This is a genomic window from Kitasatospora sp. NPDC034023 (assembly GCF_055575795.1).
The window spans coordinates 12,179-24,487 of record NZ_JBVIRY010000046.1; the positions used below are offsets into that span (position 1 = coordinate 12,179).

A 12,309-nucleotide genomic window follows, 5' to 3' on the forward strand; every position below is an offset into this window, starting at 1 on the left:
TTCTGACGATCCGCCGCATGGCCCGCGCCCCCCTCGGGGGGGCCGGGCCATCCGTCGTTCCGGAGCACGAGTTAGCGCCGCGGCCCGCCCCGGATTGCCCATTTGGCTTTGCGGGAGAGGGCCCCGCGCAAGTACAACTGCGGGTAGATGGCACAATCAGTACATGCACCGGCACCATGAACCTCCGTACGCGGGCGGCGAACCCGCAGCTGAGGACTCCATGGGCCGGCCATCCGAACGCCGAATTGACGATCGGCCGGACGTCACCTCCGCGCCAGCTGAGGGGCCGGACGACCAGGAAGTCGTAGCGCTCTACGCGCTTGTGGCCGAGCGGTTGAAGCAAGCTCACGCCCGCGTGCATGCGCTGAACGTGTCTGCCGATGCAAAGACCGCTCTCACCCGTCAACTCCTCATCGTCACCGAGACCGCCAAGCGCGATCTTCCGGAGGCGGCAAGGCGGTTGAGTCGCTTTGTACATGACCTCGACGAGGGGCGCCCGCCGCTCGGCTGAGGTCGCCGACGCGCAAATCCATTGCGACACTAGGGTGATTCGCGCGTTTGGTAATTGAAAGTCCGCAGATACATACCTAACGTGCGAAAAGAACGGATGGAATCATCCGGCGCCCGTTTCCGAAGGGGAAGACGTGAACAAGGCTCAGCTTGTCGAAGCGGTGGCCGAGCAGCTGGGCGGTCGCAAGGCTGCCGCAGAGGCCGTCGACGCAGTGCTCGACACCATGGTCCGTGCCGTCGTGGCCGGTGACCGGGTCTCGGTCACCGGGTTCGGCACCTTCGAGAAGGTGGAGCGCTCCGCGCGCTTCGCCCGCAACCCGCAGACCGGCGAGCGCGTCAAGGTCAAGAAGACCTCGGTGCCCCGCTTCCGCCCCGGCCAGGGCTTCAAGGACCTGGTCAGCGGCAGCAAGAAGCTGCCGAAGGAAGGCCCCTCGGTGAAGAAGGCCCCCAAGGGCTCCCTCACCCCGGGCAAGACCGGTGTGGCCGCCACCCCGGCCGCCAAGCGGGCCGCCACCAAGCGTGCCGCCACCGCTGCGGCCGCCGCCGCCCCGGCCACCAAGAAGGCCGCCGCCAAGAAGACGGCCACCACGGCTGCCGCCAAGAAGACCACGGCCACCGCCGCGAAGAAGGCGACCACCGCCAAGAAGACCGCCGCGAAGACCACCGCCGCCGCCGCCAAGAAGACGGCCACCACGGCTGCCGCGACCAAGAAGACGGCCGCCGCCAAGAAGGCGACCACCACGGCTGCCGCCAAGAAGACCACGGCGACCGCCAAGAAGGCGACCGCCACGGCCAAGAAGACGGCTCCGGCGAAGAAGACCGCCACCCGCAAGACCACCGCGCGCAAGACCTCCGCCAAGTAAGTCCCGCGCGACCGTCCTCGGACGGCCTTCGGCCAAGAGCCGCGGCACCCCTTCCGTGAATTCGCGGAGACCGGTCGCCGCGGCTCTTCCGATTTCCGGGCGCTTAGTCAGGATTCGACGGCGTGCCCGGGGAACGGATGGTCCGTGGTCGGAGGAGGCCTGCGGGCAGCCGCCCCGCGAGGGCTCAGCCCTCGGCGGGGTCGGGGAAGGTCTGCAGCGTCACGAAGACCACCCGGCGGGCCTCGCCGGTGCCCTCGGTGCGGATCCGCACCCGCTGGCCGGGCCGCAGCAGCCGCAGGCCGCCGGCGTCGAAGGCGGCCGCGTCGAACGGCACCGGGGTCCCGTCGTCGAGCAGCACGGAGCCGGCCCGGGTAGCGGGGTCGAAGGTGAACGCGGTGGCCTGCATGTCAGCAGCATAGCGAGCGGGTCGGCACACCCCCGGGACCCGGCCCGGGACCGGGCACAGCCCCGAGCCGGGGTCAGGACAGGCTCAGCCGGGCGAACAGCGCACCGGTGTGCGGGCCGAGGCCGAGCGCAGCGGCCTCGCCGAGGTCGGCACCGGTGTCGACGTCCCGGCGCACCGACTCCACGTCCGGGAGGCGCAGTTCGAGCGCCCCGCCGGCCGCGTGCCGGGCCCGCGAGCCGTCCCCGAAGGCGGGGGAGAGCGGACGGCCGGGGGCGCAGGCGAGCAGGGTGGTGCCGAGGCCGGGGGAGTCCGGCAGGAAGGCCCGGCCGTCCGGCGGCACCGCGCCCAACACCCGGGCCAGTTCGGCCGGACGCAGGGCCGGCAGGTCCGCCGAGAGGGCGGCCAGTGGCGCCGCCGGGGCGAGCGCCAGGGCGGTCGACGCGCCGTGCGCCAGCGCCCGGTTGAGGCCGCCGCCGGGCTCGTCGGCGACCACCAGCGCGCCCAGCGCGGCCAGTCGGACACCGGCCTCGGCGTCGCGGGTGACCACCAGGACGCGGCCGACGCCCGGGGTGGCCAGCGCGGCGGTGACGGTGTCGAGCGCGAAGGACATCGCCAGGTCGGCCCGGTGCGGCCCGGCGTACGGGGCGAGTCTGCTCTTCGCCAGCGCGAGCGGCTTGAGCGGAAGCACCAGCGACCAGCCGGCGCTGGGTGCGGCGGGCGCGGCGGGCGCGGCGGGGCCGCTGGGGCGTACGGTGTCCTGGGTCATCGGCGTCATTGTGTCGCCGGTCCCGGAGCCCTCGCCAGGCCGTCCGAACTGTGCGGACGTGCGTTTGATCACGCCCGCCCGGCGGGTTGGCGCGCCCGCTCGACAGCCGGTGAGCGGGCGGGCGACACTGTTCCGCGCCCGTGGCCCGGGCACCGCTGGCACCGGTGCACGGCACCGGGAGGCCATGACCGCGGCACTCCGGGTGCCGCATCGGATGAGAAGGAGCTGGGGTGGCCCGCCGCTCGTACGCCAAGTTCGGCAACGCCGACTACGGCATCTGGTACCGCTTCGCGGCCGTGCTGGTGAAGCCGGTGACGACCGCCCTGGTGAAGCCCGACTGGCGGGGCTGGGAGCACCTTCCGAAGGAAGGCGGCTTCATCGCCGCGGTGAACCACAATTCGATCATCGACCCGGTGATCTACGCGCACTGGCAGTACAACAGCGGTCGCCCGCCGCGCATTCTCGGCAAGTCCTCGCTGTTCTCGATTCCCTTCATCGGATTCATGTTGCGCAAGACCGGCCAAATTCCGGTGTTCCGTGAGTCGACCGACGCCGCGCAGGCGTTCCGGGCCGCGATCGACGCCGTCAACAGCGGCCAGTGCGTCCAGTTCTATCCGGAGGGAACGCTCACCCGGGATCCGGACCTGTGGCCGATGACCGGCAAGAGCGGCGTCGCCCGGGTCGCGCTGATGACGGGCGCGCCCGTCATCCCGGTCGCCCACTGGGGCGCGCACGAGATCATCCCGCCGTACGGCCGGCCCGGTTTCGGGAAGGGCAAGTTCAACCTCTTCCCGCGCCACAGGGTGACCGTCGCGGCCGGTCCGGCGGTGGACCTGAGCAAGTACCAGGGCCAGGAGCTCACCACCCAGGTGCTCACCGACGCGACCGAGGACATCATGACGGCGATCACCGCCGTGCTGGCCGAGGTCCGCGAGGAGGAGCCGCCCGCCGAGCGCTACGACATGCGCAAGGCCGCCCGGGAGCGCGCCGCGACGGCGCTGGCCGAGCGCCGGCGCGCCAAGGGCGCGCCGGGCACGGGCGTCGAGGAGGCCGGCAAGTGACCCGCTGCGCCGTGATGGGGACCGGCTCCTGGGGCACCGCGTTCGCGATGGTGCTCGCCGACGCGGGCTGCGAGGTCGTGCTGTGGGCCCGCCGCCAGGAGCTGGTGGACGCCGTCAACTCCACGCACGAGAACCCGGACTACCTGCCGGGCGTCCGGCTGCCCGACACGGTGCGGGCCACCACCGACGCCGCCGAGGCGCTGGCCGGCGCCGACTTCGCGGTGCTGGTGGTGCCCTCGCAGACGCTGCGCGACAACCTGGCCGCCTGGACGCCGCTGATCGAGCCGCAGACCGTCCTGGTGAGCCTGATGAAGGGCATCGAACTCGGCACCGCCAAGCGGATGAGCGAGGTGATCGACGAGGTCACCAAGGTCGGCCCGGAGCGCGTCGCGGTGGTCAGCGGGCCCAACCTGGCCAAGGAGATCGCCAATCGGCAGCCCGCGGCCAGCGTCGTCGCCTGCTCCGACGAGGCGGTCGCCAAGCGGCTCCAGGCGGCCTGCCACACGCCGTACTTCCGGCCGTACACCAACACCGACGTGGTGGGCTGCGAACTCGGCGGCGCGGTCAAGAACGTGATCGGCCTGGCGGTCGGCATGGCGGCCGGGATGGGGCTCGGCGACAACACCAAGGCGACGCTGATCACCCGCGGGCTGGCCGAGACCACCCGGCTCGGCGAGGTGCTCGGGGCCGACCCGCACACCTTCGCGGGGCTCGCCGGGATGGGCGACCTGGTCGCCACCTGCTCCTCGCCGCTGTCCCGCAACAACACCTTCGGCATGAACCTGGGCCGGGGCATGTCGCTCGCCGAGACCATCGCGGCGACCCGCCAGACCGCCGAGGGCGTCAAGTCCTGCGAGTCGGTGCTGGACCTGGCCCGGCGCAACGGCGTCGACATGCCGATCGTCGAGGCCGTGGTGGACGTCGTGCACAACGGACGGCCGACCCAGGAGGCGCTGCAGACGCTGATGTCGCGCTCGGCGAAGGCGGAGCGGCGGCGCTGACGGCCAGGGAAGGCGTGGTCGCCGGGGCGGTTGACGTCCCGGAAACACGTCGCACGGTAGTCTCAAACCCGATATGAGCATCGAACAGTCCTCCCCGAACCCGTCCGCCCCGAAGCCGCGCGTCGCGCTGGTCTTCGGCGGGCGCAGCTCCGAGCACGCCATCTCGGTCTCCACCGCGGGCAGTGTGCTCAGGTCGATCGACCGCGACAAGTACGACGTGCTGCCGATCGGCATCACCCACGAGGGCCGCTGGGCGCTGACCAGCGACGAGCCGGCCCGGATGGCCATCACCGACGGCCGGCTGCCGGACGTGGCGCACGTCGCCGAGTCCGTCGACGCGCAGGTCGCGCTGCCGGTCGCCCCGGGCAACCGGGAGGTGCTGCTGAGCGAGCCGGGGAGCGCCCCCAAGGCCCTCGGCGAGGTCGACGTGGTGTTCCCGCTGCTGCACGGCCCGTGGGGCGAGGACGGCACCCTGCAGGGCCTGCTGGAGCTCTCCGGCGTCCCCTACGTCGGCAACGGCGTGCTGGCCAGCGCGGCCGGCATGGACAAGGAGTTCGCCAAGCGGATCCTGGCCTCGCACGGCCTGGGCGTCGGCCGCTACACCATCGTGCGCCCGCGCGACTGGGAGACCGAGGCGGGCCGCGCCGCGGTGCGCGAGCGGGCCGCCGAGCTGGGCCTGCCGCTGTTCGTGAAGCCCTGCCGGGCCGGCTCCAGCATCGGCATCACCAAGGTGAAGGACCTGGCCGACCTCGACGCCGCGATCGAGGAGGCCCGTCGGCACGACCCCAAGCTGATCATCGAGGCGGGCGTGACCGGCCGCGAGATCGAGTGCGGCGTGCTGGAGTTCGAGGACGGCCCGCGGGCCAGCGTGGCCGGCGAGATCCTGGTCGGCGACGGCTTCGACTTCTACGACTTCGAGGCCAAGTACATCGACTCCTCGGACGTGCAGATCCCGGCGAAGCTCACCGCCGAGGAGCTCGCCGAGATCCAGCGCCAGGCGATCGAGGCCTTCGAGGCGCTCGGCTGCGAGGGCCTCGCCCGGGTGGACTTCTTCCTGCTGGAGGACGGCACCTGGATGATCAACGAGGTCAACACCATGCCCGGCTTCACCCCGATCTCGGCCTACCCGAAGATGTGGGAGGCCAGCGGGGTCTCGTACCCGGAGCTGATCGACCGGCTGCTGCAGACGGCGCTGCGGCGCTCGACCGGGCTGCGCTAGCCGGTCCGTACGGCGGAGGGCGGGCCGGGAAGCTCCCGGTCCGCCCTCGGTACGTCCGGTTCAGCCGGGGATGTTGGCCTTGACCAGCGGGGTGAGCGCGGCCGCCGGGTCCAGCGGGCTGCCGTAGACGCCGGGCGGTGCGACCACCTCGACGTAGGCCGCGCGCATCGTCGCCACGAAGCGGTAGCTCCCGTCGTCCAGCTTCTGGGACCACCAGGTGAGGTCGTCGACGGTCGGGGACAGGTCCTTGGCGTGCTCCCCGTCCAGCTCCTCCGGCCGGTCGACGCCGCAGCGCAGGACCGTCCGGGGCGAGCTGTCCCAGACGGCCACGTACGGCGAGGCGGGCGACGGGTCCTTGCGGGCGTGCCCGAGCAGCTCCTGCGGCAGCGCGGCGGCCAGGGCCCGGCAGTAGTCGGCCGCCTTGCCGCTCGGGTGCGGGACTTCGATCTTCCGGTCGTCCGACCCCCAGCTGCCGACCAGCACGACGACCGTGCAGGTCAGCGCGACGGGCACGGCCAGCCAGCGGATCGGCGCCGGCAGGGCGGTCAGCGCCTCGGGGACGCGGAGTTCTCTGGCCACCCGCCGATGGTAGCCGGGCCTCGGAACCGGGCCTCGGTGACAGTGGGGCCCGACCGAAGCCGGGCGCTACCGAGGCCGGGCGCTACCGAGGCCGGGCGCTACCGGGAGCCGGGCCTCAGAGGTGGACCACGGGGCAGGTGAGGGTGCGGGTGATGCCGTCGACCTTCTGGACCTCGGCCACCACCATGCGGCCCAGGTCGTCCACCGTCTCGGCCTCGGCTTTGACGATCACGTCGTAGGGGCCGGTGACGTCCTCGGCGGTGAGTACGCCGGGGATCTTGGTGATCAGCTCGGCCACCGCGGTGGCCTTCCCTACTTCGGTCTGGATCAGGATGTATGCCTGTACCACGGGGACCTCCGGCGGCCGGTTACGGGGATCGCCGCCGTGATCGCCCGGTCAGGCGTCGGGGGGTGGAAACGGGCTCACCGGCAGTCTGATCACCACGCTACCGCGCAGCGGGCCGGGGAGGGGAGACTTCTGCACCCCCGAAGGGCGTACGCTGCGCGCGGGGGAGCGCGACGGGGACCGGATCGGATGAAAACGCGAGAGGACGGCAGATGCAGGGGACCGTGGGCGAGCTCGGCGAGTTCGGCCTCATCAGGGAGCTGACCGCCCGGGTACCGCTCACCGACGCGGTCGACCTCGGCCCGGGAGACGACGCCGCGGTGGTGCGGGCTCCGGACGGTCGGGTGGTGGCGACCACGGACGTCCTGATCGAGCACCGGCACTTCCGCCGGGACTGGTCCACCGCCTACGACGTGGGCCGCAAGGCCGCCGCCCAGAACCTCGCCGACGTGGCCGCGATGGGGGCGGTGCCGACCGCGATACTGCTCGGCCTGGTCGCCCCCGCCGACCTGCCCACCACGTGGGCGACCGAGCTGATGGACGGGCTGCGCGACGAGTGCCAGGTCGCCGGGGCGACGGTGGTCGGCGGTGACGTGGTGCGCGGCGACACCGTCACGCTGGCCATCACGGCGCTCGGGGACTTGCAGGGGCGTGCGGCGGTGACGCGCGCCGGTGCGCAGGTCGGCGACGTGGTCGCGGTGACCGGCTGGCTGGGCTGGTCGGCCGCCGGGCTGACCGTGCTGCAGCGCGGCTTCCGCTCCCCGCGCGCCTTTGTCGAGGCGCACCGCCGGCCCGAGCCCCCGTACCACGCGGGCCCGGCGGGGGCCGAGTTGGGCGCGACCTCGATGATCGACGTGAGCGACGGGCTGGTCGCCGACCTCGGCCACGTGGCCCGGGCCAGCGAGGTGGACATCGACCTGAAGGCCGCGGACTTCGACGTCCCGGCGCAGATGGCGGACATCGGCCAGGCGGTCGGGGTGGACCCGCTGGTCTGGGTGCTCTCCGGCGGCGAGGACCACGCGATCGTCGCGACCTTCCCGCGCGGCATCCAACTCCCGGCCCGCTGGCGGGTGGTGGGCGAGGTGACCGGGCGCCCGACGGGCAGCCGCAGCGGCCGGGTCACGGTGGACGGCGCGCCCTGGGACCGGGTCGGCGGCTGGGACCACTTCGCCGAATAGCCTACGGAGTACGGCCGATGGGCCCTGGACGCCGCGGCGACGCATGACGGACCGGGCGTGCGGCGGACGGGCTTCGAGGGTGCGTTTTGCGTAGGCTTGCGGCATCCGAGCCCGCCCGCCACTCACGCACTCCGTCCGGCGCGGGCGGCCCGAACCCTGCGAGCGGGAGCACAGCTGACATGCGCATCGGTGTACTGACCAGCGGCGGCGACTGCCCCGGCCTCAACGCGGTGATCCGCTCGGTGGTCCATCGCGGCACGGACGTCCACGGCGACGAGATCGTCGGCATCCTGGACGGCTTCCTCGGCCTGATCGAGAGCCGCACCAGGACGGTCTCGCACGACGACGTCACCGGCCTGCTCACCCTCGGCGGCACCATCCTGGGCTCGGCCCGGGTGCGGCGCGACCGGATCGCCTGGGCGGTGGAGAACGCGAAGGTGCTGGCCCGGGAGATCGGCATCGACGCGCTGATCGCGATCGGCGGCGAGGGGACGCTGACCGCCGCCCAGCAGTTCAGCGACGCCGGACTGCCGGTGGTCGGGGTGCCGAAGACCATCGACAACGACATCGAGGCCACCGACGTCACCTTCGGCTTCGACACCGCCGTGCACGTCGCCACCGAGGCGATCGACCGGCTGAAGACCACCGCCGAGTCCCACCAGCGGGTCATGGTGGTCGAGTTGATGGGGCGTCACACCGGCTGGATCACCCTCACCGCGGGCATGGCCGGCGGTGCGCACGGCATCCTGATCCCGGAGAAGCCCTTCGACATCGAGGCGTTGGCCCGGATGGTCGAGGACCGCTTCGCCCGCGGCAAGAAGTTCGCCATCATCGCCGTCGCCGAGGGCGCCACGCCGATGCCCGGCACCATGCGCTTCGACCACGGCGAGGTCGACCAGTACGGCCACCGGACCTTCGGCGGAATCGGCAACCGGCTCGCCCACGAGCTGGAGAACCTGCTCGGCAAGGAGGCCCGCCCGGTCATCCTCGGCCACACCCAGCGCGGCGGCACCCCGACCGCCCGGGACCGGGTGCTCGCCACCCGCTTCGGCTGGCACGCGGTGGAGGCCGTCCACCAGGGCGCGTTCGGGCACTTCACCGCGCTGCGCCGGACCGGGATCGAGCTGCTGCCGATCGGCGACGCGGTGACCCGGCTGAAGACGGTGCCGCCGGACCGCTGGGCGGAGTCCGAAGCCGTGCTGTGAACCGTCAGGGGTAGGTTGACCTCATGGTTTCGACTGCCCATCCTCCCCGCGTGGCCCCTCCCCGCGTGCTCACGATCGCCGGTTCCGACTCCGGTGGCGGCGCCGGCATCCAGGCCGACCTCAAGGCGATGCTCGCCCTCGGCGTCCACGGCATGAGCGTGATCACCGCCGTCACCGCGCAGAACTCGCTCGGCGTCCAGGGTTACTGGGAACTGCCCGCCGAAGCCGTCCGGGCGCAGTTCCGCAGCGTGGTGGACGACATCGGGGTGCAGGCCGTGAAGACCGGCATGCTCGCCTCGGTCGAGCTGGTCGAGACCGTCGCCGGGCTGCTGGCCGGGGTGGACGCCCCGGTGGTGGTCGACCCGGTCGGCGTCTCCAAGCACGGGGACGCGCTGCTGGTCGCCGAGGCCGTCGGCACCCTCCGCGAGAAGCTGCTGCCGGTCGCCACCCTGGCCACCCCCAACCTGCACGAGGTGACGCAGCTCACCGGCCGGACCGTCGAGAACGAGGGGCAGATGCTGGACGCCGCCAAGGCGCTGCTCGACCTCGGGCCGCGCTGGGTGCTGGTCAAGGGTGGCCACCTGGAGGGCGAGGCCGCCGACCTGCTGTACGGCGGGCCGGGGGAGGCGCACTGGTACCGGGCGCCGCGCTACGACAACCGGCACACCCACGGCACCGGCTGCACCCTGGCCAGCTCGATCGCGGCCGGCCTGGCCAAGGGCGAGGCGCTGCCGGAGGCGGTGGGCTCGGCCAAGGAGTACATCACCGGCGCGATCGCCGGGGGTTTCGCGCTGGGCGCCGGGATCGGGCCGGTCGACCACGCCTGGCGCTGGCGCTGAGGGGTCCGGGAGGACCGGCGCCGAGCCGAGAGGTCCGGGAAAAGCAGTGGTGGGGGGGGCCCCAGGGGAGCCCGCCCACCACCGGTGAGACCGGAAAGCGGCGTAGCCGGCCGCGAAAACAGTGAAGCCGGTCCATCCGAGGATGAACCGGCTCACTGGAGGACCGGCATGCCGGTCTGCGCGTCAGCGCGAGACCTTACCGGCCTTGATGCACGAGGTGCAGACGTTGAGCCGCTTCGGCGTCCGCCCAATCACAGCGCGCACCGTCTGGATGTTGGGGTTCCAACGACGGGGGGTACGGCGGTGAGAGTGGGAGATGCTGTTGCCGAAGCCCGGCCCCTTGCCGCAGACGTCGCAGTTGGCAGCCACAGGAGTCACTCCAAGACTTCAGATCAGATACTTTCGAAAACCCCACTCACCCACCGGAAACACTCGCGTGAACCGGGCCGGACAAGGGGGTGAGCCTGGACGGTTCCAGGCAACCGGAAGAGCATACATCGCTTGCTTCCGTCCCACGAAACTACCATGACCGGCCGAGTGATCGCTCCGGTCGCCGGTCCGAACGGCCCTCCCCGCCCCCCGATAACCTGCCGGTATCACCCCTCGCCGCTGCCCTGAAGGTGTTGCCGCCCCACAGGCCGTCGCGGCGTCCCATCCGGAGGAGACCTGGTGCTGCACACGCTCGACGCCCCGGCCGTGCGCACCTGGTGTCAGCTCGCCCTGCGCGCCCTCGGCCAGGCCCGCGAGGAGATCGACGCGCTCAACGTCTACCCGGTCCCGGACGGCGACACCGGTACCAACCTCTACCTGACCGTCGAGTCCGCCGCCGCCGAGGTGGAGAGCCGCTTCGCCGACCCCGCCGCCGAGCCGGCCCCCGGCCTGGCCGACGCGGTCCGCGCGATGGCCCGCGGCGCGCTGGTCGGCGCCCGGGGCAACTCCGGCGTGATCCTCGCCCAGTGGCTGCGCGGCACCGCCGAGACGCTGGCCGAGGGCGGCGGCGCCGAACACCTGCGGGCCGCCCTGCAGCGGGCCGCCGACTCCGCCTACCAGGCCGTCGCGGAGCCCGTCGAGGGCACGCTGCTGACCGTCGCCCGGGTCGCCGCCCGGGAGGCCGTCCGGGCCGGGGACGGGCTCGCCCAGGTCGCCGACACCGCATACCGGGCCGCCCGGGACGCGCTGCGGCACACCCCCGAGCAGCTCGCCGTACTGGCCGAGAACGGCGTCGTGGACGCCGGCGGGCGCGGCCTGGTGGCCGTCCTCGGCGCGCTCGCCGACGCCGTGGCCGGGCAGCAGCCGATGGGGCCGGTCGCGCTGCGCGGGGACGTCCGGGCCGTCGAGAGCTGCGAGGTGCACGTGCGGCCGCCCGGGCCCGGGCACCCCGCCTTCGAGGTCATCTACCTGCTGGACGCCCCCGACGAGGCGCTGCCCGCGCTGCGCGAGCGGCTCGCCGGGCTCGGCGACTCGCTGGTGATCGGCGGCGGCGACGGCCTGTGGAACGTGCACGTCCACGTCGACGACGCGGGCGCCGCCGTGGAGGCCGGGGTCGGGGCCGGGCGACCGCACCAGATCCGGATCACGCACTTCGCCGAGGCCGCCGCCCGGGCCGGCAGCGCCGCCGAGCGCGGCGAGCGCGAGGAACGGGCCCGCGCGGTGCTCTCGGTGGTCTCCGGCGAGGGCCTGGCCGACCTCTGCGAGCAGGCGGGCGCCGTCGTCCTGCACGCCGACCCGGACCGCCCGCCGGCCAGCGCCGAACTCGCGGCCGCCGTGCGCCGCTCGGCCGCCCGCGAGGTCGTCCTGCTGCTCAACGACCCGGAACTGCGCGCCGCCGCCGGGGCCGCCGCCGACCAGCTGCGCGAGGAGGGCGTCCGGATCGCCGTCCTGCCCACCCGATCGCCGGTGCAGGGCCTGGCGGCGCTCGCGGTGCACGAGGGCGGCCGCCGCTTCGACGAGGACGTGGTCGCCATGACCTCCGCCGCCGGGGCCACCCGGTACGCCGAACTCGCCGTCGCCGAGGGGGAGTCCTGGACGATGGCCGGGGTCTGCCAGGCCGGGGACGTGCTCGGGCTGATCGACGGCGACGTCGCGGTGATCGGCACCGGACTGGAGGAGGTCGGCGGGAGCGTGCTGGACCGGATGCTCGGCGCGGGCGGCGAACTCGTCACCCTGATCCTCGGCGAGGGCACCGACGAGGCGCTCGCCGAACGGCTGGTCGCGCACGTGCGGCACCGGCGGCCCGAGGTGGACGCGGTGGTCTTCCACGGCGGGCAGGAGTCGGCGCCGCTGCTCATCGGGGTCGAGTAGCCGCCGCTCTGTCCGTCCCGTGGTGTAAACAGGGC

General features: G+C 73.2%; 14 protein-coding genes. 9 read left to right on the plus strand and 5 right to left on the minus strand.

Annotated features, from left to right (window positions below; genetic code table 11):
- Window positions 1–163 precede the first annotated feature (163 nt).
- Together ACZ52R_RS38240 and ACZ52R_RS38245 are read left to right on the plus strand one after the other, a co-directional pair.
- The gene (locus ACZ52R_RS38240; RefSeq protein ID WP_396289940.1) at window positions 164–511 is read left to right on the plus strand and encodes an SCO5555 family protein; all 348 of its coding nucleotides are present in this window, start codon (window positions 164–166) and stop codon (window positions 509–511) included.
- A 133-nt stretch (window positions 512–644) separates the two neighbouring features.
- Window positions 645–1,373, plus strand: coding sequence for an HU family DNA-binding protein (locus ACZ52R_RS38245; protein ID WP_360509533.1), 729 nt, complete (start codon window positions 645–647; stop codon window positions 1,371–1,373).
- A 184-nt stretch (window positions 1,374–1,557) separates the two neighbouring features.
- Here ACZ52R_RS38245 and ACZ52R_RS38250 read toward each other — a convergent pair whose 3' ends face one another.
- Window positions 1,558–1,779 carry a hypothetical protein gene (locus tag ACZ52R_RS38250; RefSeq protein ID WP_030257846.1) on the minus strand — a complete coding sequence of 74 codons (222 nt, stop codon included), beginning with the start codon at window positions 1,777–1,779 and terminating at the stop codon, window positions 1,558–1,560.
- 73 nt (window positions 1,780–1,852) lie between these two features.
- Entirely contained in the window at window positions 1,853–2,545 is a 693-nt protein-coding gene (cofC, locus tag ACZ52R_RS38255) for a 2-phospho-L-lactate guanylyltransferase (RefSeq protein WP_465755053.1), read from the minus strand.
- Between the two features lie 230 nt (window positions 2,546–2,775).
- Between cofC and ACZ52R_RS38260 the strand changes: the two genes are divergently transcribed.
- The 3 genes from ACZ52R_RS38260 (at window position 2,776) to ACZ52R_RS38270 (ending at window position 5,826) form a co-directional block, all read left to right on the plus strand.
- A complete protein-coding gene (locus ACZ52R_RS38260) occupies window positions 2,776–3,606 on the plus strand; it encodes a lysophospholipid acyltransferase family protein (RefSeq protein ID WP_465626519.1) in 831 nt (276 codons plus the stop codon).
- On the plus strand, window positions 3,603–4,607 hold the full coding sequence (locus ACZ52R_RS38265; protein ID WP_360262030.1) for an NAD(P)H-dependent glycerol-3-phosphate dehydrogenase: 1,005 nt from the start codon (window positions 3,603–3,605) through the stop codon (window positions 4,605–4,607). The genes ACZ52R_RS38260 and ACZ52R_RS38265 overlap by 4 nt, the downstream gene beginning before the upstream one ends.
- A gap of 73 nt (window positions 4,608–4,680) precedes the next feature.
- Entirely contained in the window at window positions 4,681–5,826 is a 1,146-nt protein-coding gene (locus ACZ52R_RS38270; RefSeq protein WP_465626517.1) for a D-alanine--D-alanine ligase family protein, read from the plus strand.
- A gap of 60 nt (window positions 5,827–5,886) precedes the next feature.
- Here the strand turns inward: ACZ52R_RS38270 and ACZ52R_RS38275 are convergent, their stop codons facing one another.
- Together ACZ52R_RS38275 and ACZ52R_RS38280 are read right to left on the minus strand one after the other, a co-directional pair.
- Complete coding sequence (locus ACZ52R_RS38275) at window positions 5,887–6,405, minus strand: DUF3515 family protein (protein WP_465755054.1); 519 nt, start codon at window positions 6,403–6,405, stop codon at window positions 5,887–5,889.
- A 115-nt stretch (window positions 6,406–6,520) separates the two neighbouring features.
- On the minus strand, window positions 6,521–6,754 hold the full coding sequence (locus ACZ52R_RS38280; RefSeq protein WP_465626513.1) for an Lrp/AsnC family transcriptional regulator: 234 nt from the start codon (window positions 6,752–6,754) through the stop codon (window positions 6,521–6,523).
- A gap of 209 nt (window positions 6,755–6,963) precedes the next feature.
- Between ACZ52R_RS38280 and ACZ52R_RS38285 the strand changes: the two genes are divergently transcribed.
- The 3 genes from ACZ52R_RS38285 to thiD all read left to right on the plus strand — a co-directional run bounded on the left by ACZ52R_RS38285 (window position 6,964) and on the right by thiD (window position 9,973).
- Entirely contained in the window at window positions 6,964–7,929 is a 966-nt protein-coding gene (locus ACZ52R_RS38285; protein ID WP_360509545.1) for a thiamine-phosphate kinase, read from the plus strand.
- 179 nt (window positions 7,930–8,108) lie between these two features.
- Window positions 8,109–9,134: an ATP-dependent 6-phosphofructokinase gene (locus ACZ52R_RS38290; protein ID WP_465626512.1), complete on the plus strand. Its 1,026-nt coding sequence runs from the start codon at window positions 8,109–8,111 to the stop codon at window positions 9,132–9,134.
- A gap of 23 nt (window positions 9,135–9,157) precedes the next feature.
- Window positions 9,158–9,973 carry a bifunctional hydroxymethylpyrimidine kinase/phosphomethylpyrimidine kinase gene (gene thiD / locus ACZ52R_RS38295; RefSeq protein WP_465626510.1) on the plus strand — a complete coding sequence of 272 codons (816 nt, stop codon included), beginning with the start codon at window positions 9,158–9,160 and terminating at the stop codon, window positions 9,971–9,973.
- A gap of 183 nt (window positions 9,974–10,156) precedes the next feature.
- Here thiD and rpmB read toward each other — a convergent pair whose 3' ends face one another.
- The gene (gene rpmB, locus ACZ52R_RS38300; protein ID WP_014138233.1) at window positions 10,157–10,342 is read right to left on the minus strand and encodes a 50S ribosomal protein L28; all 186 of its coding nucleotides are present in this window, start codon (window positions 10,340–10,342) and stop codon (window positions 10,157–10,159) included.
- Between the two features lie 300 nt (window positions 10,343–10,642).
- Here rpmB and ACZ52R_RS38305 point away from each other — a divergent pair, with 300 nt between their 5' ends.
- Window positions 10,643–12,274 carry a DAK2 domain-containing protein gene (locus ACZ52R_RS38305; RefSeq protein WP_465661078.1) on the plus strand — a complete coding sequence of 544 codons (1,632 nt, stop codon included), beginning with the start codon at window positions 10,643–10,645 and terminating at the stop codon, window positions 12,272–12,274.
- Window positions 12,275–12,309: the final 35 nt, after the last annotated feature.

What these genes read in the sequence shown, in the direction of transcription:
- ACZ52R_RS38285 (WP_360509545.1), top strand. Translation starts at nt 6,964, where the DNA reads ATGCAGGGGACCGTGGGCGAGCTCGGCGAGTTCGGCCTCATCAGGGAG.
- thiD (WP_465626510.1), top strand. Translation starts at nt 9,158, where the DNA reads ATGGTTTCGACTGCCCATCCTCCCCGCGTGGCCCCTCCCCGCGTGCTC.
- ACZ52R_RS38290 (WP_465626512.1), top strand. Translation starts at nt 8,109, where the DNA reads ATGCGCATCGGTGTACTGACCAGCGGCGGCGACTGCCCCGGCCTCAAC.
- ACZ52R_RS38270 (WP_465626517.1), top strand. Translation starts at nt 4,681, where the DNA reads ATGAGCATCGAACAGTCCTCCCCGAACCCGTCCGCCCCGAAGCCGCGC.
- ACZ52R_RS38240 (WP_396289940.1), top strand. Translation starts at nt 164, where the DNA reads ATGCACCGGCACCATGAACCTCCGTACGCGGGCGGCGAACCCGCAGCT.
- cofC (WP_465755053.1), bottom strand. Translation starts at nt 2,545, where the DNA reads ATGACCCAGGACACCGTACGCCCCAGCGGCCCCGCCGCGCCCGCCGCG.
- ACZ52R_RS38250 (WP_030257846.1), bottom strand. Translation starts at nt 1,779, where the DNA reads ATGCAGGCCACCGCGTTCACCTTCGACCCCGCTACCCGGGCCGGCTCC.